General features: G+C 66.3%; 21 protein-coding genes. 7 read left to right on the top strand and 14 right to left on the bottom strand.

Going from position 1 to position 19144, the window contains the following annotated elements; all coding sequences use genetic code 11:
* Window positions 1-98: 98 nt before the first annotated feature.
* The 3 genes from ACFFJ6_RS15220 (at window position 99) to ACFFJ6_RS15230 (ending at window position 2700) form a co-directional block, all read left to right on the top strand.
* A complete protein-coding gene (locus tag ACFFJ6_RS15220) occupies window positions 99-1439 on the top strand; it encodes a S8 family serine peptidase (RefSeq protein WP_378389127.1) in 1341 nt (446 codons plus the stop codon).
* 42 nt (window positions 1440-1481) lie between these two features.
* Window positions 1482-1766 carry a hypothetical protein gene (locus ACFFJ6_RS15225; protein WP_378389129.1) on the top strand — a complete coding sequence of 95 codons (285 nt, stop codon included), beginning with the start codon at window positions 1482-1484 and terminating at the stop codon, window positions 1764-1766.
* 82 nt (window positions 1767-1848) lie between these two features.
* Window positions 1849-2700 carry an SDR family NAD(P)-dependent oxidoreductase gene (locus ACFFJ6_RS15230; RefSeq protein ID WP_378389131.1) on the top strand — a complete coding sequence of 284 codons (852 nt, stop codon included), beginning with the start codon at window positions 1849-1851 and terminating at the stop codon, window positions 2698-2700.
* A 119-nt stretch (window positions 2701-2819) separates the two neighbouring features.
* Here ACFFJ6_RS15230 and ACFFJ6_RS15235 read toward each other — a convergent pair whose 3' ends face one another.
* The 11 genes from ACFFJ6_RS15235 to dnaG all read right to left on the bottom strand — a co-directional run bounded on the left by ACFFJ6_RS15235 (window position 2820) and on the right by dnaG (window position 14170).
* Complete coding sequence (locus tag ACFFJ6_RS15235) at window positions 2820-3191, bottom strand: hypothetical protein (RefSeq protein ID WP_378389133.1); 372 nt, start codon at window positions 3189-3191, stop codon at window positions 2820-2822.
* Window positions 3192-3279: 88 nt separating this feature from the next.
* The gene (locus ACFFJ6_RS15240; RefSeq protein WP_378389134.1) at window positions 3280-4302 is read right to left on the bottom strand and encodes a sensor histidine kinase; all 1023 of its coding nucleotides are present in this window, start codon (window positions 4300-4302) and stop codon (window positions 3280-3282) included.
* A 1018-nt stretch (window positions 4303-5320) separates the two neighbouring features.
* Window positions 5321-6121 (bottom strand): hypothetical protein, encoded by an 801-nt coding sequence (locus ACFFJ6_RS15245; RefSeq protein WP_378389136.1) that lies wholly within the window; start codon window positions 6119-6121, stop codon window positions 5321-5323.
* 2 nt (window positions 6122-6123) lie between these two features.
* Window positions 6124-6525, bottom strand: a complete 402-nt coding sequence (locus ACFFJ6_RS15250; protein ID WP_378389138.1) for a hypothetical protein — start codon at window positions 6523-6525, stop codon at window positions 6124-6126.
* A 541-nt stretch (window positions 6526-7066) separates the two neighbouring features.
* Entirely contained in the window at window positions 7067-7273 is a 207-nt protein-coding gene (locus tag ACFFJ6_RS15255; protein WP_378389140.1) for a hypothetical protein, read from the bottom strand.
* Window positions 7273-7518: a hypothetical protein gene (locus ACFFJ6_RS15260; protein ID WP_378389142.1), complete on the bottom strand. Its 246-nt coding sequence runs from the start codon at window positions 7516-7518 to the stop codon at window positions 7273-7275. The genes ACFFJ6_RS15255 and ACFFJ6_RS15260 overlap by 1 nt, the downstream gene beginning before the upstream one ends.
* A 181-nt stretch (window positions 7519-7699) precedes the next feature.
* The gene (locus tag ACFFJ6_RS15265) at window positions 7700-8050 is read right to left on the bottom strand and encodes a VOC family protein (RefSeq protein WP_378389144.1); all 351 of its coding nucleotides are present in this window, start codon (window positions 8048-8050) and stop codon (window positions 7700-7702) included.
* Window positions 8051-8604: 554 nt separating this feature from the next.
* Window positions 8605-8871 carry a DUF2442 domain-containing protein gene (locus tag ACFFJ6_RS15270; RefSeq protein ID WP_378389146.1) on the bottom strand — a complete coding sequence of 89 codons (267 nt, stop codon included), beginning with the start codon at window positions 8869-8871 and terminating at the stop codon, window positions 8605-8607.
* Between the two features lie 7 nt (window positions 8872-8878).
* A complete protein-coding gene (locus ACFFJ6_RS15275; protein ID WP_378389148.1) occupies window positions 8879-9148 on the bottom strand; it encodes a DUF4160 domain-containing protein in 270 nt (89 codons plus the stop codon).
* 635 nt (window positions 9149-9783) lie between these two features.
* Window positions 9784-11904 carry an RNA polymerase sigma factor RpoD gene (gene rpoD / locus ACFFJ6_RS15280; RefSeq protein WP_378389150.1) on the bottom strand — a complete coding sequence of 707 codons (2121 nt, stop codon included), beginning with the start codon at window positions 11902-11904 and terminating at the stop codon, window positions 9784-9786.
* Between the two features lie 256 nt (window positions 11905-12160).
* Window positions 12161-14170 carry a DNA primase gene (gene dnaG / locus ACFFJ6_RS15285; RefSeq protein WP_378389152.1) on the bottom strand — a complete coding sequence of 670 codons (2010 nt, stop codon included), beginning with the start codon at window positions 14168-14170 and terminating at the stop codon, window positions 12161-12163.
* A gap of 757 nt (window positions 14171-14927) precedes the next feature.
* On the opposite strand from dnaG, the gene ACFFJ6_RS15290 reads away from it, so the two are divergent.
* Window positions 14928-15170 carry a hypothetical protein gene (locus tag ACFFJ6_RS15290; RefSeq protein WP_378389154.1) on the top strand — a complete coding sequence of 81 codons (243 nt, stop codon included), beginning with the start codon at window positions 14928-14930 and terminating at the stop codon, window positions 15168-15170.
* Here the strand turns inward: ACFFJ6_RS15290 and ACFFJ6_RS15295 are convergent.
* Window positions 15160-15570: a gamma-glutamylcyclotransferase family protein gene (locus tag ACFFJ6_RS15295; RefSeq protein WP_378389156.1), complete on the bottom strand. Its 411-nt coding sequence runs from the start codon at window positions 15568-15570 to the stop codon at window positions 15160-15162. The genes ACFFJ6_RS15290 and ACFFJ6_RS15295 overlap by 11 nt on opposite strands.
* Window positions 15571-15602: 32 nt before the next feature.
* Window positions 15603-16514, bottom strand: a complete 912-nt coding sequence (locus ACFFJ6_RS15300; RefSeq protein WP_378389158.1) for a transglutaminase family protein — start codon at window positions 16512-16514, stop codon at window positions 15603-15605.
* A gap of 86 nt (window positions 16515-16600) precedes the next feature.
* Here ACFFJ6_RS15300 and ACFFJ6_RS15305 point away from each other — a divergent pair, with 86 nt between their 5' ends.
* Window positions 16601-17401, top strand: a complete 801-nt coding sequence (locus tag ACFFJ6_RS15305; RefSeq protein WP_378389160.1) for an N-formylglutamate amidohydrolase — start codon at window positions 16601-16603, stop codon at window positions 17399-17401.
* Between the two features lie 159 nt (window positions 17402-17560).
* Here the strand turns inward: ACFFJ6_RS15305 and ACFFJ6_RS15310 are convergent, their stop codons facing one another.
* Window positions 17561-18178, bottom strand: a complete 618-nt coding sequence (locus ACFFJ6_RS15310; RefSeq protein WP_378389162.1) for a LysE family translocator — start codon at window positions 18176-18178, stop codon at window positions 17561-17563.
* Between the two features lie 125 nt (window positions 18179-18303).
* Here ACFFJ6_RS15310 and ACFFJ6_RS15315 point away from each other — a divergent pair, with 125 nt between their 5' ends.
* Window positions 18304-18618, top strand: coding sequence for an ArsR/SmtB family transcription factor (locus ACFFJ6_RS15315; RefSeq protein WP_378389164.1), 315 nt, complete (start codon window positions 18304-18306; stop codon window positions 18616-18618).
* On the top strand, window positions 18611-19078 hold the full coding sequence (locus ACFFJ6_RS15320) for an SRPBCC family protein (protein ID WP_378389166.1): 468 nt from the start codon (window positions 18611-18613) through the stop codon (window positions 19076-19078). The genes ACFFJ6_RS15315 and ACFFJ6_RS15320 overlap by 8 nt, the downstream gene beginning before the upstream one ends.
* Window positions 19079-19144: the final 66 nt, after the last annotated feature.

Genomic DNA, 19144 nt, shown 5'->3' on the forward strand with positions numbered 1-19144 from the left:
CATCCGCCCTCCCTACCACCCCGCATAAAATACGGTTGCGTAAGCCCGGCCCGTACTACAACTTATAGTTGTAATCCCTTTGGCCGTCGAGGTGCGCTATGACGATAAAAGTCTCCGTACTGACCATTCTGGGTTCGCAGCAGTCGCTGGTGGCCTCCGCCAAGGCGGGGATCGGCGCCGAGGCAGCGCTGCAGCAGACCAGGCTGCCCCCGGACTTCGAGATCGACCCGAGCTTCGCGGCGGTGCCGCTGGGAAGCGGTGGGCGCGACACCCGGCTGAGCCAGCTGCAACCCGACCAATCGGCGCAGTTCGCGGTGCGCGGCTTCATCGAGGCCGAGGATCCGTCCCAGATCCCGGTGTCGCTCGGCGGCGCGCCGCTGTTCGCCGATCCGGCGATCGCGCCGTTCATCACATGCGGCGGCACGCCGCCGCTGGGCAATGCCGCCGACGTGCAGGCCAAGCTGGGGGTGCGCTGGCTGGCGGAGCGCGGGCTCGACGGCAGCGAGGTCGCGGTCGCGATCATGGACACCGGCATCAATCTCCAGCACCTGCGTGGCAAGCTCGGCCGAATGCCGCGGTTCGACGCCGCGAATTCCTGGCAGCCACCCGGCAACACCAGCGCGCCCGGCCATCATCCCGTCGATCACGGCACGATGTGCGCCTACGACGTGCTGATCGCAGCGCCGAACGCCACGCTGCTGGACTATCCGATCCTGTCCTCGACGGCGCCCGGCGGTTCGATCAGCGGCGCCACGCTGGCGATGGCGTTCCAGGGGCTGGCCCAACTCATCACGGTGTGGGCCGTCGCCTTCGCGGCCGGCGGCGCATCGCGCTACAAGGGGCTGGTGATCAACAACAGCTGGGGCATCTTCCATCCGAGCTGGGATTTTCCCGCCGGCCATCCGGGCCGCTACATCGACAACCCGAACCATCCGTTCAACGGCCTGGTGTCGGTGATGGCGCGCGCCGGCGGCGACATCGTCTTCGCGGCCGGCAATTGCGGACGCGAATGTCCCGACGGCCGCTGCCAGACCCGAACCTCCGAAGCCATCATGGGCGCCAATGCCAGTGCCGACGTGTTGACGCTGGCCGGCTGCGATATCCAGGACGCCCGTGTCGGCTACTCGTCGCAGGGGCCGTCGATCGCCGGCATGTTTCCGCAGAAGCCGGACCTGACCTGCTACACGCATTTCCTCGGCTCCGAGGCGTTCGGTGCCGGCACACCGGACAGCGGCACCTCGGCGGCCTGCCCGGTCGCGGCCGGCTGCATCGCGGCGTTGCGCACCCGGCTGTCGCCGGCGCATGTGCCGCCCGCCAATCTGTTCGCGCAGCTGCGCGCCAGCGCCCGCCACGTCCGCGGCAACCAGGGATGGAACGGCGATTACGGCCATGGCATCCTCGACCCTGAAGCTGCGGCGCAGATTGCCGGCCTCTCGTAGCAGCGAGGCGTGCAGCCTGCGCAGCGGACCGAGGAAGCCCGGATGGCCGATCCGAAGACCGTGCTGATGACCGTGACCGGAACGGGCGGCGTGCCGACGCTGGCGGAAGCGGCCGCCCAGCTCGGCGTCGACGTCGGCCGGCTCAACGCTGCGTTCGGCGTGATCCCGATCGACGCCGCGCAGGGCCGCTTCGCCGTGGAGGTCGATGCCGACGCGCTGCCGCCGGGCGCGGCCGACGCGGTGCGCGGGCCGTTCTCCAATCCGCCGATTGCCGGCTTCGGTCCGGTCCAGTCCGGCCCGGCCAAACCGGACAGCAGCGAAAACTGATCGCGCGGCCGGCTCGCTTGCATCGCTGCCCCGGCGGTCTATCTGCAAGCCTCAGCAGTTTTGCGACCGATCGGAGCCCTTCATGCCGCATCCCGCCATCGCCAAGGACCATGTCGCCGTCGTCACCGGTGGCGCGTCGGGCATCGGCTTCGCCGCCGCCAAGCGGTTCCTGCAGGCCGGCATGAAGGTCGCGATCGCCGATATCGGCGCCGACCATCTGGCGCGCGCCGCCGAACTGCTGACCGGCGCGGCGGCCGGGGGCGCCGACGACGTGCTGGCGCTCGCCACCGATGTCGCGCAGCCCGCCGCGCTGGACGCGCTGCACGACGCGGTGACGGCGAAGTTCGGCGGCGTCGACGTGCTGATGAACAACGCCGGCATCGAGCCGCCGAGCGCCGCGCTCGGCCCGCGCGACGCCTATGAGCGGATCCTCGGCGTCAATCTGTGGGGCGTGATCAACGGCTCGCAGATCTTCGCGCCCGGCATGATCGCGCGCGGCCGGCCCGGACTGATCATCAACACCGGCTCCAAGCAGGGCATCACCACGCCGCCCGGCAATCCCGCCTACAACGTCTCGAAGGCCGGCGTGAAAGCCTACACCGAAGCGCTGGCGCACGAGCTGCGCAACACCGAAGGCTGCGCGGTGACGGCGCACCTGCTGATCCCCGGCTTCGTGTTCACCGCGCTGACCGCGCGCGGCCGCAGCGAGAAGCCCGACGGCGCCTGGACGGCGGACCAGACCGTCGACTTCATGCTGGAGCGCATCGCGGCGCGGGACTTCTACATCCTCTGCCCCGACAACGACGTGCCGCGCAGCCTCGACGAACGCCGCATCGCCTGGGCCGCCGGCGATATCATCGACAACCGCCCCGCTTTGTCGCGCTGGCATCCGGACTGGGCGGACAAGTTCAAGGCGTTCGTGGAGGGGAAGTAACTCCTGCCCCTCTCGGCAGCCCGGCCCATCCTTCGCGGCGCGCTGCGCGCGCGCCTCAGGATGACCGCGGCGGCGAGTTGTCAGCACGACGGCCGGTGCCCGAGCCCGAATACCCACGCTCAGCCGCGCGCCCGCTCCTTCACCCGCTTGATCTCGCGCATCTGCGCGGAAAAATCCTCCAGCGCCGCGACCGCCTGCTCGCTGAGGCCTTCGCGGGGGAATTCCTTCACCAGCACGTCGAGCGCATCGCCGATGCGGCCGAGCTGGCGGCCGTAGGAGCCGACCTCGTCGAGAATGCGGGTTTCCGTTTCGGGCGCGGAGGAGCGGCCGAGGTTGATCTGGAACAGGCTGACCTGATTGCCGAACACGCTGGTGAACCAGCGCCACGGATTGATCACCTGGGCGACGCCGCCGGACAGCGGACCGTTGCCGCCGGCGGCGGCGGGCAGGTCGGGATCGGCGATCGAAATCGGCGCGAGCATTCGCGGCATCGGGGCCTCCTGGAAATGGGTTTGGTCAGCACAATCGCAACGCCGCGATGATAGCGCGGAATCGTCCCGGCGTGGCGTGCCGTTTCGATCAGGCGGCGTCGAACGCGATCCGCGCCGTGGTGCCCTGGGCGACCTCGTAGCTGATGTGGCCGCCGATCTGGGTGGCGAGGTTGGTGATGATCTTGAGGCCGAGGCTGCCGCCGTCACCCGGCGCGAGGTCCGGCGCGGCGCCGGGCGCCATGCCCTTGCCGTCGTCGGCGACGGTCAGCACCATCCGGTCGCCGTCCTGCACCAGCCGGAGCGCGATGGTGCCGCGGCCGTCCGGGAAGGCGTGCTTCAGCGCGTTGGTGATCACTTCGACCACGATCAGCGACAGCGGCGTCAGCCGGGTGAGATCGAACTGCACCGGCGGCATGTCGACGGTGATGCGCACGTCTTTGGCGCCGGCGGCCTCGAGCAGGTTGGCGCACAGATCCTGGAAGAACGCCCCGACCGGGCGGGTGACGTTGGCGGGATCGTACAGATAGCGGTGGATGCGCGACATGGTGTCGAGCCGCACCCGCGCGTCGTCGAGCGCGGTCAGCATCGCGGCCGGATCGTCGCCGGCGCGCTTCTTGTACAGCCGCAGCATCGCCGAGACGAACTGCATGTTGTTGGCGACGCGGTGCTGCAGCTCCTGGAACATCGTGCGCTGCTGCTCGTACAGCAGCGCCGTCTCCTCGGCGTCTTCGCGCAGCCGCGCGGCGGCGAGGTGCATGACGTGGATCAGCGCGATGTCGACCGCGACGATGAACACGTAGAACCCGAGCGCGATCGCGGTCGGCGGCGACATCTCGAAGCTGTAGAACGGCGGGATGAAGACGTACCAGGCGCCGAGCCCGCTCAGCACGCCGCAGACGACGCCGGCGCGCAGGCCGAAGAAAAAGGTGGTGAGCACCACCGCCGGGAAGAAGGTGAGATAGGGAAAGCCGGGCGGCAGCACCGGATCGGCGACGTAGCGGAGCAGCAGCGCCAGCGCCGCGGCCGCCACCGCGACCAGATCGCCGACCAGCCCGAGCGACCGCAGCCGCCGCGTCGCGTGAATGATGTCCCAGACTTTAAGGCGCGCCAAAGCAGGCTCTACGGATTCGTCCCCACCGGCGACCGTTATGGCCGAAACGCAGCCAAAAGGACAGGCGATCGCGGCCATGGCGGCTCTCCCTCGTCCCGGCGGGAAGCGGACGTGCGTCATCGCCCCTGTTGTTTGGGCGGCGCGGGGGACGCCGATCGGCCTTGCGCTTCGGGGCGCCTGCCCCGTCGCGCCGCGCCCGAAACGAGGGCGCGCGGAACGCCGGACGCACGATGCGTCCGCAGCCTCATGCGCAATGTAAAAAGCGCACGAGTTAGTCACCACGAAAGCACCGAGACGTCCGGCGTTCCGCACGCGGTGAGGCTTCCGGCTTGCTTCGTGCTCTCCCCGGCGGCGATTGATACGCTTGGGTTCGTCACCGTCGGGACTAAGCAGTGCGGACGCGAACGTCCGGACCTTGTCTCCTGCGGCCGGTTGGCGTGCAGGCGCTCCGTCCCTTGGCGCCAGCGACGGGCGTCAGGACCACACGACTTGGGCCGGCGCGCAAAGGCGATGCAGATGGGGCGCATCTCCGCCCCGGCCCGCACCGCACAGCGTCGTCGTCCGCGCTTCGGTCGGCGGCTCCATAGACCCCGAGGCCAGGCCCTGCGGACCTCCTGCCTCGCGGCCCCCAACCGCCTTCCTCCGCGCCGACGCTGCCGCGTCCACCGCACCCCGCCCCGCGACAAGTGACGATCGCGAGCCGCCCCTCGGGAGTGGAGCGGGATGGATAGGAATATATACGATATAGGAAAGTTGTCAAGAGGAAGCTGCCTTGCTGGGGGCTGAGTTCGTAATCACCTGACAGTTCGGCCATCGTCGAGCGGCTACACCGCACCTAGCTCGACAAGAACTTCCGCGTCGAGAGCCGCCGCACTTGGTTCGAAACCATCGACGAGATGCAGACCGTTTTCGACGACTCTCTGGTCGGCTACAATCAATGCCGGCCGCATTAGGGCAAAGGAAGGAGGGAAGAAAGCCGAAAAACAAACAACCAAGCGGTTTGACGCCTCCCGCCCAGCTATCGCATCAGCACTTCCCGCTTCTTAAATATGCGGTCGCTGCGATACCAGCTCTCATAGGACTTATCTCGCTCATCGTCGTAAAACGATGAATGGACGCCGTACTCATCAGTGTCTTTGAACCAATAGCCTTCTGCATTTTCAGCGATGTCATAGAGCCTGAAGACAGCTATATCCTGGTTTTCGTAGACCAGACCTCCATCAGGTGTCTCGAAATCAATGGGCTTTGAAACCGTGGCGAGACGATATTCGCGAACGGCCTGCTTCAGCCGCTCCTTAAATTTCTTATCCTTCACCTCCCTAATGTATTTTACCAAGTGTTCCCGCTCCTTGGTGCTCAGCATTGGGAATAGTTCGCGCCACGCTTCCGAGCCCGCCCGCTGCAGGGAGTGGAATTTCACCAGGTTGACGAAGTGTTCCTCGATATCTTCGGCATCGTACCGCTCAAAGGTTGACTCGTAGACCACGTAAGGGCGCGTTCCGACAAAATCAAAATTTTCGTACTGCGGGTATCGCTCGGTCAGGATAAGCAGCTCGGCTTCTCTCAGCTTTGCATCCGCGGCAAAGAGCCTTTCTTGCTCATCAAAGGCTCTGCTGTAGACCGAATAGTAGCGCTCCGGGTCGAGCTGGATAAGGTAATTTGACAACTCCCGCGAATACGCCTGCAGCAGGTTGCTGCGGTCGATCGCCGATGCTCTCGAGAACCTCGACGTGTCCTGTGACACCGGTTTCGCCTTCGGCTTAAAGCCATATCCAGCCAGCGCGCCAATCCCCAGCGCCAGGATGTATCCCCACTCCATGGTCAGTCCTCGTCACGCGTAACCAGACGACCTTCTTTCTTGAAGGTGCTGTCGGTTCGGTAATAGCTGTCGAAATATTCGCCCGGCTCACCTGCAAAAAACCCGTGCAAGCCGTATTCATTGATGTCTTTGAAATAGAAGCCAGTACGGCTTTCCGCGAAATGGCTGACCTTGTAGGCCGCCATGTGTGGGGTCTCCAGCAATAGCTTCCCATCCTTCGAGAAAGTAAGGCCCTCTTCCCGTCGCTTCCGCTCAAGCTCACGGAGCCCCGCCTTGATATGCTGAAGGAGTCGCGTGTCCTTATCCAAACGCTCGTTTGCGACCCGCGCTGCTTCAATGTTCTTCGTGTGGCGCCACCAGAAAAAGGCGCCGACCAGCAGCACCACAAGAATAGACCATTCCATTTCCGCCCCCAGGGCGACATTATCACCCGGAGGTTGCGACAGCTCAATACTGCGGACGTCTCAATAAGGTTGGTTAGCCGCGAGATTGCCAAGGCGATGCGCCGGGCCTCGTCCCGTGATTGATGTTCACAGCGAGCGTAGCCCGGATGCAGCGCAGCGTAATCCGGGACCTGCCGTAAATCTCGGATTTCGCTTCGCTGCATCCGGGCTGCTAACTTGCTGATTCAGTGCTCGTGTCGCCCTCACCCCAACCCTCTCCCGCAAGCGGGAGAGGGAGCGCGCTGCGGCGCAGGGCGCGACCTTGCTCCAGCGGCGGCTCGGCCTCACCCCGGCCGGTCATTCCGGGGCGCTCGCGTAGTGAGCGAACCCGGAATCCCGCAGGTAGGGGAGCGAGACGGTGTCAGCCGCGTAGGTTGGACTCACTGCTCGGGTCGCCCTCACCCCGGCCCTCTCCCGCAAGCGGGAGAGGGGGTGCGCTGCGGCTTGGGGTGGGGGCGGAGCGACGATCGCTCGCAGGGTGGAGGGCCGTCCTGCGCTGGCGCTATCGCATCCCGTGCGGCTTGTTCCAGAAGTACTCGCGGTTGCCGAGCGCGCTTTCGGCGTATTGGTCGATCGACAGCATGATGGCCTGGACGTGGTGATAACACCAACCTTCCCGCGTCCCGAGACGCCGCACCTCGGCGAGCGCCTTGACGAAGTCGGAATGGTCGTCGGACTCCTCGAACCATTTGATCGGCTGAACCGCCATCACACGCGCCTCGCCAGCGGACCGCGAATGAGCTTGTCGCGCCCGGCATAGGTCCGTCGCTGCTCCCCGGCCAGGCGGTCGCGATCAGCGCAGAGCTTGTCCAGCCGATCCTGCATCCGTTGCAGAACGGCCTCGGCGTCGTCGGTGCGTATGCCGGCCCGCTGCAGCTGGACGAGGTCGGCCTGCTTGCGGCGGATTTGATCGCGCAGTTGCGCAATCTCGGAACGGGTCTGTTCGAGGTCCATGGGGGCTCACCGTGTTGGGTAAAAGAACAGAAGCAGAACATACCGGAGAGTCAATCCCGGCTGGTTGTGTCGGCGTCGGGAGATCGAACGGATCGCGGACGTCGTCCGGCTTGGCGGAGGCGCGCTAATTCCGAGCTCGGGTCGCCCTCACCCGCGCTACGGCCCTGTTTCCGCCGCCGCTTCAGTCGTGCGTGAGAATGTTGACCAACCGTCCGAATGGATCGCGCGCAAAGAAGCGACGAACGCCCCATGGTTCGGTCGCGGGACCATACTGAATCGGAATGCCGGACGCCGATGCCCGGCGATAGACCTCATCGAAATTATCGACCTCGATGGAAAGGTCCGGGACCGGCGTCCCCGATCCGCCTTCGCATGCAAGACTCACCTGCGGTTTCATGGCGCTGTCTGACGCGTAGGTGACGATCCAGCCATGGTCCATCACGAGTTCCATGTCGAGGATGTCGCCATAGAAACGTTTGGCGTCCTCCAGCCTGTCTGCATGAATGTTCGTGACGATTCGTCGGACGGCCACGCTCGATCTCCTCTGATCCAGAGTCGTTGGCGAAAATCTAGCCCATAGGGCGGATGAGCCGAAGGCGTCATCCGCCGCCGCGATTGAAGATAGTGGGTTATGGCTTCGCCTAACCACCCGACGACGCTGCGCCGCTTACTTCGACGCTACGCGCTGCGGCTGCGTCCAAACTCGCCAAGTCCATGCCCGTGTCGCCCTCACCCAGCCCTCTCCCGCACGCGGGAGAGGGAGTGCTCTGCGGCTCTGCTCCCCTCCCCCTTGCGGGGAGGGGTCGGGGGTGGGGGTCCCCGGGCACTGTGCCCGTGTCGCCCTCACCCCGGCCCTCTCCCGCACGCGGGAGAGGGAGCGGGCTGCGGCGCGGGGTGTACACCAGTAATCGTAGCCCGGATGGAGCGCAGCGTAATCCGGGACCTGCCGTAAATCCCGGATTTCGCTTCGCTGCATCCGGGCTACTAACTAGCAGATTCAGCCCGTAGGGCGGATTAGCCGAAGGCGTAATCCGCCGCGAAGAGAAGATGGTGGGTTACGGCTTCGCCTAACCCACCCTACGGCGCTTACTCCGCCGCTACGCGGGACAACTCGCCCGCGTCCCGGAGTTCGACATAGAGCTGGATCGGATCGAGGTCGAAGCCGTTGGGCCAGGTCGGCGCGCCCATCTCGACGAAGGCGCGGGCGAAGTACGCCGGATCGCGCAGCGGCGCCAGCATCGGGCCATCACGGCTCAGGACATCCGAGAGATCGCGCACGCCTTCGCAGCCGTCGGTGAAACGCAGCCACAGGCGTCGCTCGTCGAGCGCCTTGAGGCGCAGCACCTCGACCATCGGCCAGTCATTCGTCCGCATCGGGACCCGGCACCTTTTCCAACGGTTGATAAGCTCGGGCACGCCGCCAATTATCCTGCAATTCGGAACGGCGCGCCAGAGCCCAATCGCGAACCATCCGGCTCGCAACTGGCGGCAATTCCCCTGCGATGATCACCCCGTCCGACAGCCTGACCAGCGCCTTGGCCCGGCCATACCGCGCGTGAAAATGCGGTGGCTGGTGGTCGTCGTAGTACATCTGGATCGCAATACCGTAGAACCAGGCAATCGTCGGCATAGCGAAAGAACCTTCGCTACAGGTTTGGCAATGCCTCCAAACTAACAGCTTCGAGAACGTCTCGATACTGACCATAGGGGCCGCGGCCCCGGATGTCGCTTCGCTCATCCGGGCAACTGGACCACGGGTGCCGCCTTTCGGCTCGTCATCCCCGCGCAGGCGGGGATCGATATGCCGCAGCGTCTCGCCGGAGGCGATGAGGGTGGCGCCCTTCGTTCAATTGTCAGGTCAGGGGTTATGGGTCCCCGCCTGCGCGGGGACGACGGGGTGCGAGGCCGTCGGGCGGATGGGCCGAAGGCGTAGCCCGCCGCGATAAGCGAATCTCAGGTTGCGGTTGCGCCGTCTCCCCTCCCCCTTGCGGGGAGGGGTCGGGGGTGGGGGCCGCGGGCACTGCGACTCGTGGACCCCCGCCCCCGGCCTCCGCGGAGCCTGTGCCCGGACGGCGCGAAGCGCCGATCCGGGTGCTCGGCCGACCCTCCCCCCTTGCGGGGAGGGGGACCGAGAGGCCTCGGCTCAGCAAAAGCATAGCTGCGACAAGCGCTCGTCGCGGTGACCGAAACGCAAAAACGGCGGGCCATTGGCCCGCCGTTTTGATGGATGGCCGGGTCGAGCCCGGCCATGAGGCGTTGAGGCGATTAGTTATCCAGGAAGCTCCGCAGCTTCCGGCTCCGCGACGGATGCTTCAGCTTGCGCAGCGCCTTGGCTTCGATCTGGCGGATGCGTTCGCGGGTCACCGAGAACTGCTGGCCGACTTCTTCCAGCGTGTGGTCGGTGTTCATGCCGATGCCGAAGCGCATGCGCAGCACGCGTTCTTCGCGCGGGGTCAGCGAGGCGAGCACGCGCGTGGTGGTCTCGCGCAGGTTCGACTGGATCGCGGCGTCGATCGGCAGCACCGCGTTCTTGTCCTCGATGAAATCGCCGAGATGGCTGTCTTCCTCGTCACCCACCGGGGTTTCGAGCGACAGCGGCTCCTTGGCGATCTTGAGGACCTTGCGGACCTTCTCCAGCGGCATGCCGAGCTTCTCGGCGAGCTCTTCCGGGGTCGGCTCGCGGCCGATCTCGTTGAGCATCTGCCGCGAGGTACGCACGATCTTGTTGATCGTCTCGATCATGTGCACCGGAATACGAATGGTGCGGGCCTGGTCGGCGATGCTTCGCGTGATCGCCTGCCGGATCCACCAGGTCGCGTAGGTCGAGAACTTGTAGCCGCGGCGATACTCGAACTTGTCGACCGCCTTCATCAGGCCGATGTTGCCTTCCTGAATGAGATCGAGGAACTGCAGGCCGCGGTTGGTGTACTTCTTGGCGATCGAGATCACGAGGCGGAGGTTCGCCTCGACCATTTCCTTCTTGGCCTGACGGGCTTCGCGCTCGCCCTTCTGCACCGAGTGGACGATCTTGCGGAATTCGCCGATCTCGAGGCCGGTGAGCGCCGCCATCGACTGGATCTCCTGGCGCAGCTCCTTGATCCGGTCCTTCTCGTAGTGGACGAAGTTCTTCCAGCCCTTGGCGCTCAGTTTCGAGACGCGGTTGAGCCAGCGCGGATCGAGCTCCGAGCCCTGATAGTTGCGCAGGAAGTCGTCGCGCGCGACGCCGTGGCTGTCGCCGAGGCGCAGCAGGCGGCCTTCGAACGACACCAGCTTCTTGTTGATGTCGTAGAGCTGCTCGACCAGCGAGTCGATGCGCGCCTGGTTGAGGCGCAGCGACTTCACTTCGACGATGATCTCGTCCTTGAGCTTCTTGTACTTGCGCTCCTGGGACGGCGACAGCTGCTCGTTCTGCAGCTGGTTGGCGATGTCCTGCTCCTGCAGCTTGCGCAGCTTCTTGTAGTTGTCGGCGATCTTGTCGAAGGTCTCGACCACCTTCGGCTTGAGTTCGGCCTCGATGGCGGCGAGCGACATCTGGTTCTCGAACTCGTCGTCGTCCATCTCGCCTTCGGACGCGCCTTCGCCGCCCTCGCCGCCGGATTCGGCCGGCGCGGCGCCGCGCTGCTGCGCGGGACGGAACGGCGTCGGCGACGGCGGCGCGGCCGGCGGCGCGACATGCGCGGGCGCTCCGCCTTCGGCTTCCGCAGCGCCCTCTTCGCCGCCCTCGCCGGCCATCGCCGGGTTCATGTTGTTCTTGGCGTCGGGGCCGGCGTAGGTCGCTTCGAGATCGATGATGTCGCGAAGGAAGATCTTTCCTTCATTGAGCTCGTCGCGCCAGATGATGATCGCCTGGAAGGTCAGCGGGCTTTCGCACAGCCCGGCGATCATCGCCTCGCGCCCGGCCTCGATCCGCTTGGCGATGGCGATTTCGCCCTCGCGCGACAACAGCTCGACGGTGCCCATCTCGCGCAGATACATGCGGACGGGATCGTCGGTGCGCTCGCCGGGTTCGGACTTCTTGGTCTCGGTGACGGCCTTCTGGGTGACCTCGACGAGGTCGTTATCGGGCTCCTCGTCGGCCTCGTCCTTGGCCTCTTCGTCCTCGCTGTCGGTGTCCTCGGCTTCGGACACGTTGATGCCCATATCCGAGAGCATCGACATGATGTCCTCGATCTGCTCCGGCGAGGTGGTGTCGGACGGCAGCACTTCGTTGAGCTGATCGAAGGTCACGAAGCCGCGCTTCTTGGCCTGCTTGATCATCTTCTTGACGGCCGCATCCGACAGGTCGAGGAGCGGCGAGGGAGCGTCGGCGGAGTCCTTCTCCGGCGCGTCGGCCTTGTCGTCCTTTTCCTTGTCTTTCAACTGAACCGTCTTCGCCTTGCTGGCCATTCACTGCTCCTGAACGCGCGCATGCCGGTCACGTCGCCGCGCCGTCATCCAAACTTGCCTTGCCGGGTGAGACACGCAAAGGGCGGCGCTCGCCGACGCCACCCGACACGATCCCGCTTGCTGGTTTCCCAAAATGGTCGCCCGAAGGCCTTCTACCGGAATGCCGTTAAGCCCTTACTAACCCTGTTTTTGCAGCCAATGCGGGGGCTTGGCGAGTCTTTTCACAAATCCCGCCGCGTCGCCGTGCATCCTGCGATCACACGCCCCGGTGGAACCGGCCGGACGATTCGCCAAATCCTTCGATCAGCGCCTCAGTTCCGTCCACTTCCGAAAGCCGCGCCTTGACGTCCCGCAACCAGGCGACGTTGGCTTCGCTGCCGTCTTCACCCAAGGCCAGCTCGGCATCCTTCAGCTCCCTAAGTAAGGAGTGAGATTGTCGATGCAAGGCAACGAGTTGCTGCCACGTCGAAAGTACATCCTCGCGCGCCGCGCCGGGGCCCGCGCCCCACACCGCCTGGGTCGTGATCGCGCGCTCAAGGCGTTGCAATTGCTCGGTTAACCCGGCCTTTGCCAGATCCGCACGCAGCCGCTCGGCCTGCCCGGCCTCATCGGCCGCCTGATGGTGGTCCTGCGCGAAGGCGGCGATGATCGCGGCGCGCAGCCGATGCGCCTCCGGGTGGGCGAATTCCAGCGCCGCGACCTCCTCGAGATGGTCGTCCAGCAGCCACGGATGGTTGAGCAGCGAGGTCAGGATCAGCGCCTCGCGGCGGGAGATCGCGCTGCGCTGGCCGCGCATGATCGGGCTGGAGGCGAGCTGCGGGCTCATCATCTGGTACGGGCCGCGGGCCAGCGAAGGCGCGCCGCCGCCCTGCCCCGGGCGCGGTCCGGGCCGGCCGCCCTGTGGAAAACTGCCCCGCGACGGGAACCGCCGCCCCGAATCACCTCCACCGCGATAGCCGCCATCGCCGCCACGATAGCCGCCGCCGAAGCCGCCGACCGGCGCGAAGGCGTTGCGCAGGCGCTCGGCCCAGTCCTGGCGATAATAGCGCCGGACGACCTCGTCGCGGATGCCGTTCGCCAGCTCGTTGATGCGCGCCTCCAGGGCGGCGCGGCGCTCCGGCGTGGCGAAGCTGCCGCCTTCGGTTTCGCGCATCCACAACAGGTCGGCGAGCGGCCGGGCGACGCCCAGCACCTCCTCGATCGCCAGCCGGCCGCCGGCGCGGGCGAGATCGTCGGGGTCCTGGCCCTCCGGCAGCAGCGCGAAGCGCAGGCTCTTGCCGGGCTTGAGCTGCGGCAGCGCCAGGTCGGCAGCGCGATACGCCGCCTTCTGGCCGGCGCGGTCGCCGTCGAAGCACAGGATCGGCTCGTCGGCCATCTTCCACAACAGCGCGAGCTGGTTCTCGGTCAGCGCGGTGCCGAGCGGCGCGACGGTGCCGGTGAAGCCCGCCGTCACCATGGCGATGACATCCACATAGCCCTCGACCACGATCACCGAAGCGCCGTCATGCGCCGCTTTGCGCGCGGTGGTGAGGTTGTAGAGGTTGTCGCCCTTGTGAAACAGCGGCGTCTCGGGCGAGTTCAGGTACTTGGCCGCGACGTCCTTCTCCAGCGCCCGGCCGCCGAACGCGATCACCCGGCCGCGGATGTCGGTGATCGGAAACATCACGCGGTCGCGGAACTTGTCGAACGGCACCGGGATGTCGTCGCCGGCCGACAGCAGCCCGGCCTCGACCATGTCCTCGACCGGGACGCCGTGCTTGCCGAGATGCTCCTTCAGCGCGAACCGCTCGGGCGAGGCGTAGCCGATGCGGAACTTGACCTGGGTCGATGGCAGCATGCCGCGATCGGCCAGATAGCCGCGGGCGCGGGCGCCGGCGCGCGAGGCGAGATTCTCGGCGAAATACGCCGCCGCCAGTTCCATCACGTCGTACAGCGACTTGCGGCGCTGCGCCTGCCGCGCCGCATCCGGCGTCGCCGCCGGCAGCGCCAGCCCGGCCATTCCTGCCAGCCGCTCCACCGCCTCGGGGAAATCGACGCCCTCGGTGAGCATGATGAAATCGAAGATCGAGCCGTTGCGGCCGCTCGAGAAGTCGAACCACGCCTGCTTCTCGTCATTGACGAAGAACGACGGCGTCTTCTCCTGCTGGAACGGCGACAGCCCCTTCCACTCCCGCCCCGCCTTCTTCAACTTCACGCGCTTGCCGACGACATCCGACACCGGAAGCCGGGCTTTCAGCTCGTCGAGAAATTGCGGCGTGAAGCGCATGAACAACCTTGCGTGGCCCGGCGGGCGCCAGGGGCTCTAGGCTTGACATATATGGAGGGGCCGCGGCCGCGTTATACCGGATATCCACAGCGTGCGGCCAGCACGGTTTCCCACCCGCCAACCCACCCCACCCTCATTCCGGGGCGCTCGCAGCGAGCGAATCCGGAATCCAGAAGTTGGGGAGCGACCCTATGCCGGCTGCACATCGCACATTCACTGCCTGGGGCGCCCTCACCCCAGCCCTCTCCCGCAAGCGGGAGAGGGAGCGCGCTGCGGCTCGGGGCTATCTCATAGGGAGCGATTGCCGACATCGAGCAAGCCTCGAGCCCGGCGCCTCTGCTCCCCTCCCCCTTGCGGGGAGGGGTCGGGGGTGGGGGTCCCCAGGCACTGTGCCGGCGTCGTTCGCAGACACCGTGCCGTGTGTTCGCGTCGTCGCAGCACGGTGCCTGGGGCGCCCTCACCCCAGCCCTCTCCCGCGCGCGGGAGAGGGAGCGCGCTGCGGTCGGGGTTAGTCCTCGTCCTCAGACGGAGCGCGGGAATGATGGGCTCCCTTCAATGACGACACCTATGATCACTTTCGTCCACTTTCCTTCGCATCTGCAGCAGATTTGATCTGGCTCATTGTTGCACCGCGGAAGCGGGCGCTCAGTGCCGCACCCTGCTTTGCGGGGAGTCGGGGAGAACGGTTCACCAAGGTCGAGGGCTCACTGCGCCGGTCCCCTGTGGGGAGCGGCGCCAAACGACTGGAGCCAGAACCATGGCAAATTGTACCCGATGCAATGCGGAAATGACCTCGCTCGGCGCCGAAACGGTCGACGGGGTCTATGCGATCCACGCCTGGAAATGCGACGATTGCGGCGACGCGCTCACCATCGCGACCGCTGCGGTCGAGACCTATGACTTCCCCAGCTTCTGCCTGTCCGAGCCCGGCGATCCGGAATGGCTGACGCTGTTGCCGCTCGCCGCCAACGCGCACGTCGAACTGCACCTCAATCGCTAGAGGCGACGACGTCGGCGAACCGTCCCGACGGAATGTGCCGCAGCTTCGCGACGTCGAAATTGTAGATGTAAACGAAGGCCTCGACCTCGCCGCCTTCCGCGAGCGTGACGCGCGCGATCTCGCGCCGGTATGGCGCGGGCTGTTCGCAGCCCTCGCCGCAGCCTTCGTAATCGTCGAGCACCGCCAGCAGGTCGGCCGGACGGTGCAGCCTGAACAGATCGCCGAACACCCGGTCGGACGCGGCGGTCGCTTCGATCAAACCGGGATAATGACGGACCTGATACAGCCGGCCGGGCATCGTCGCCGCGCCGAGATAGTCGGCATTGTCCGACAGTTGCCGCGCCATCGGATGATCATAGCCGCGCATCAGCGTGCCATAGACGAACAGACGGTCCAGCATCGGGCTCCCCGGGCAACTCACTCTGTGGCCTGCTAGGCCGACACCGCCACCATCGGCATGGCGACGGCTTCGTCGGCCGAAGACACCACGATCCGCACATCCATCCGCAGGAAGTCGTCGGCCCCGCCCGCATAGGTCCCGTGCAGCGGGACGGCCTGATACGGATCGCGCGCCACCGCGACGCGGATCAGATCGCGGCTGCCGATGATGCCGTTGGTCGGATCGAACTCGATCCAGCCGGCGCTCGGCAGATAGACCTGAACCCACGCATGTGTCGAGCCTCCGCCGACATGGCCGCCATCGCCGCCGTCGTGGACGAACAGATAGCCCGACACGAACCGCGCCGCGATGCCGAGCCGGCGCAGCGCCTCGATCATCAGCAGCGCGAAATCACGGCAGGTGCCGGAGCCGGTCTGCAGCGTGTCGAGCGGATGCTGGGTGCCGTGGGCGTGGCGCTTGCGATAGTGGAAGCCGTCGCGAATGCCGTGGGTGATGCGGCTGAGGATGTCGAAGGTCCGGGTCGAGGGACCGTCGTCGAGGAAGCCGCGTGCCCAGGCCGCCAGCTCTCCCTCCGGATCGCCATAATGCGGGCGGATGAAAGCCTGAAGGTCGGGATATTCCTCCTCGTCGTACAGGAACGGATAGAAGAAGGCCCGGTCGTCCGGCGTCAGCGCGAAGGCCTCGGCCGGGTGATGCTCGACCACGGCGGTCGCCTCGAAGCTGAGCTGCGTGGCGCGCTGGTCGAACGTTGCGATTGCCACGCTGTTGCCGAAGACATCGTGAATCCAACGCAGCGAGGCCGGCTGCGGCGTGATCACCAGCGAGCCCTCCAGCATCCGCAGATCGTGGCCGTCGCTCGGCCGCAGCATCACGCGGTGTTCGCCGAAGGCAACCGGGCGGGCGTAGTGATAATCGGTGCGATGGGTGATGGTCAGAAGCGGCATGAAGACTGCATGGTTCTCGACTTTGCGGCAGCGAGACGATACCAGCGTCATCACAGGTGGACTGCTGATTTGATGGGCACTTATAGATGAACGGCGCACCGCAGGTGGCACTACGTCTCGAGCCGGGACAAGTTCCGGTGATCGAACGAAATCCCGAAGGTCCTTCGCCCTTTCTGCTGGTCTGCGACCATTACGGTCGCAAAATCCCGCCGCAGCTCGGCGATCTCGGCCTGCCGGAGGCCGAACTGACCCGCCACATCGCCTGGGACATCGGCATCGCGGGCGTCGCCGAGCGGCTGTCCGATCAGCTCGGCGCGCATCTGGTCGCGCAGCGCTATTCCCGGCTGGTGATCGATTGCAACCGGCCGCCGAGCGCCGAAAGCTCGATCCCGCTGGTCAGCGAGATCACCACCATTCCGGGCAATGACGGGCTGACCCGCGAACAGGCCGAGGAACGCCGACGGCTGATCTTCGCGCCGTATCACGACCGCATCGACGCGGTGATCAGCGCCCGCCTCGCCGCCGGCCGGCCGACGATCCTGCTGTCGCTGCATTCGTTCACGCCGGTGTATCACGGCATGGTGCGGCCCTGGCATATCGGCACGCTGTATCACCGCGACACCGTGCTGCCGCCGCTGCTGCTCGCCGAACTGCGCCGCGAGGACGGCCTGGTGGTCGGCGACAACCAGCCTTACGCGGTGACCGACGGCACCGACTACTCGATCCCGGTGCACGGCGAAGCCCGCGGCCTGATCAACTCCGGCATCGAGATCCGCCAGGACCAGATCGGCGACGAGGCCGGCCAGGCCGCATGGGCCGAGCGTCTGGCGCGCGTGCTGACGGCGATCGAACCGGCGCTGCGCGAGAAGGCGGCATTAACGGCCTAAGTCCGTGTCCCGGGCGCGATGCAGCGCGCAGCGCTGCGTCGCAGACCCGGGACCCCGGTTCCTTCCATCCGACCAACCGGGGCCCCGGATCAGCAGCGCACCACGCCGCAAGGGCGGCGCGCTGCGCAGCATCCGGGGCACGGGTGCGGTGAAGAATGCTTACTTCGCGCGGCTGAGCGCCAGCCAGACGCCGCCGCCGATCATGAAGCCGCCGGAGACGCGCGACAGCAGTCGCGTCCGCCTCGCCGAGAACAGCGAGCGGGCGCGGCCGGCGAGCAGCGCGTAGATCGCATCCGTCATCGCCGCGATCACCATGAAGGTGACGCCGAGCAGCGCGACCTGCGGGACGTGATCGCGCTGCATGTCGACGAATTGCGGAATGAAGGCGCCGAAGAACACCAGCACCTTCGGATTGGCGAGCAGCACCAGCAGGCCCTGCAGAAAGAAACCGCCGCGCGGCGCGGGCGGCGGCGCGTCGGCGGCGACGCCCTCCACCGGCTTGCGGATCAGGCCGATGCCGAGCCACACCAGATAGGCGGCGCCGACCAGCCGCACCCAATCGAACCAATAGCCCATCGTCGCCATCAGCGTGGTCAGGCCCGCGGCGACCAGCGCGATGACGAGGCCGAGCCCGAGCTGCGCGCCGGCGATGTTGAGCAGCGCCGCGCGCGTGCCGTGACGCAGCCCGTTGGCGATCACCAGCGTCACCACCGGTCCGGGCAGCAGCGCCAGCCCGATGCAGGCGGCAACGTAGGTCAGATACAGTTCGAGCGACATCGGCAGTCCTGTTCATGGTCGAAGCCGCGCAACATAGCAGGCAGGTGCGGCGCCATCGACCACCGAAACGTCATGGCGCCCGCGGCGCTTGACATGCAACCTTTTGGTTGCCTAATATCACCGCCATGGACGACGTCTTCAAAGCGCTGGCTGATCCGTCGCGGCGCGCGCTGCTTGACCGGCTCCACGCCCGCAACGGGCAGACGCTGAGCGATCTCTGCGACGGCCTCGCCATGACGCGGCAGGCCGTGACCAAGCACCTTGCGATTCTCGAGGCGGCCAATCTGGTCGCCACGGTCAGGCACGGCCGCGAGAAGCTGCACTACCTCAACCCGGTGCCGATCCACGAGATCGGCGAGCGCTGGATCAGGAAGTTCGAACGCGGGCGCCTGACGGCGCTGAGCGACCTCAAACGACGACTGGAGGAACGTGATGGCTAGACCGGAATTCGCCTACGTCACCTACATCCGCACGACGCCCGACGCGCTGTGGCACGCGCTGACCGATGCCGAGTTCACGCGCCGCTATTGGATGGACTGCACGCTGCGCTCCGACTGGCAGGTCGGCTCGGTGATGACCATGGAGCGCGATGGCGAGATCAAGAACCAGTGCACCATCGTCGAGTCCGATCCGCCGCGGCGGCTGGCGTACGACTGGGTATCGGTGTGGGACGAGACGATGAGGCAGGAGAAGCCGTCGCGCGTCACCTATGAGATCGAGCCGCTCGGCGACGTGGTCAAGCTGACCGTCACGCACGAACGCTTCGCCGACGGCAGCGCGACGCTGCCGAGCATCGCATTCGGCTGGCCGATGGTGCTGGCGAGCCTGAAGAGCATCCTGGAGACCGGTCAGCCGCTGCCGTACGACATGGCCGCACACGCCGCCGCGGAAGCGGCGTGATGATCGACTTCGGCGGCTGGGCGCCGCAGACCATCTACACCATCTAAATCGCGGCGCCGGCCGAAC

This window comes from Rhodopseudomonas telluris, assembly GCF_042432815.1.
GTDB lineage: Bacteria > Pseudomonadota > Alphaproteobacteria > Rhizobiales > Xanthobacteraceae > Rhodopseudomonas > Rhodopseudomonas telluris.

Excerpts from the sequence above, each read along its gene's own strand:
- dnaG (WP_378389152.1), bottom strand. The coding sequence starts at position 14,170 with ATGCGCTTCACGCCGCAATTTCTCGACGAGCTGAAAGCCCGGCTTCCG.
- ACFFJ6_RS15295 (WP_378389156.1), bottom strand. The coding sequence starts at position 15,570 with ATGCTGGACCGTCTGTTCGTCTATGGCACGCTGATGCGCGGCTATGAT.
- ACFFJ6_RS15290 (WP_378389154.1), top strand. The coding sequence starts at position 14,928 with ATGGCAAATTGTACCCGATGCAATGCGGAAATGACCTCGCTCGGCGCC.
- ACFFJ6_RS15250 (WP_378389138.1), bottom strand. The coding sequence starts at position 6,525 with ATGGAATGGTCTATTCTTGTGGTGCTGCTGGTCGGCGCCTTTTTCTGG.
- ACFFJ6_RS15310 (WP_378389162.1), bottom strand. The coding sequence starts at position 18,178 with ATGTCGCTCGAACTGTATCTGACCTACGTTGCCGCCTGCATCGGGCTG.
- ACFFJ6_RS15245 (WP_378389136.1), bottom strand. The coding sequence starts at position 6,121 with ATGGAGTGGGGATACATCCTGGCGCTGGGGATTGGCGCGCTGGCTGGA.
- ACFFJ6_RS15305 (WP_378389160.1), top strand. The coding sequence starts at position 16,601 with ATGAACGGCGCACCGCAGGTGGCACTACGTCTCGAGCCGGGACAAGTT.
- ACFFJ6_RS15255 (WP_378389140.1), bottom strand. The coding sequence starts at position 7,273 with ATGGCGGTTCAGCCGATCAAATGGTTCGAGGAGTCCGACGACCATTCC.
- ACFFJ6_RS15270 (WP_378389146.1), bottom strand. The coding sequence starts at position 8,871 with ATGGTCGAGGTGCTGCGCCTCAAGGCGCTCGACGAGCGACGCCTGTGG.
- ACFFJ6_RS15235 (WP_378389133.1), bottom strand. The coding sequence starts at position 3,191 with ATGCCGCGAATGCTCGCGCCGATTTCGATCGCCGATCCCGACCTGCCC.
- ACFFJ6_RS15320 (WP_378389166.1), top strand. The coding sequence starts at position 18,611 with ATGGCTAGACCGGAATTCGCCTACGTCACCTACATCCGCACGACGCCC.
- ACFFJ6_RS15220 (WP_378389127.1), top strand. The coding sequence starts at position 99 with ATGACGATAAAAGTCTCCGTACTGACCATTCTGGGTTCGCAGCAGTCG.
- ACFFJ6_RS15315 (WP_378389164.1), top strand. The coding sequence starts at position 18,304 with ATGGACGACGTCTTCAAAGCGCTGGCTGATCCGTCGCGGCGCGCGCTG.
- ACFFJ6_RS15300 (WP_378389158.1), bottom strand. The coding sequence starts at position 16,514 with ATGCCGCTTCTGACCATCACCCATCGCACCGATTATCACTACGCCCGC.
- ACFFJ6_RS15260 (WP_378389142.1), bottom strand. The coding sequence starts at position 7,518 with ATGGACCTCGAACAGACCCGTTCCGAGATTGCGCAACTGCGCGATCAA.
- ACFFJ6_RS15225 (WP_378389129.1), top strand. The coding sequence starts at position 1,482 with ATGGCCGATCCGAAGACCGTGCTGATGACCGTGACCGGAACGGGCGGC.
- ACFFJ6_RS15230 (WP_378389131.1), top strand. The coding sequence starts at position 1,849 with ATGCCGCATCCCGCCATCGCCAAGGACCATGTCGCCGTCGTCACCGGT.
- ACFFJ6_RS15275 (WP_378389148.1), bottom strand. The coding sequence starts at position 9,148 with ATGCCGACGATTGCCTGGTTCTACGGTATTGCGATCCAGATGTACTAC.
- rpoD (WP_378389150.1), bottom strand. The coding sequence starts at position 11,904 with ATGGCCAGCAAGGCGAAGACGGTTCAGTTGAAAGACAAGGAAAAGGAC.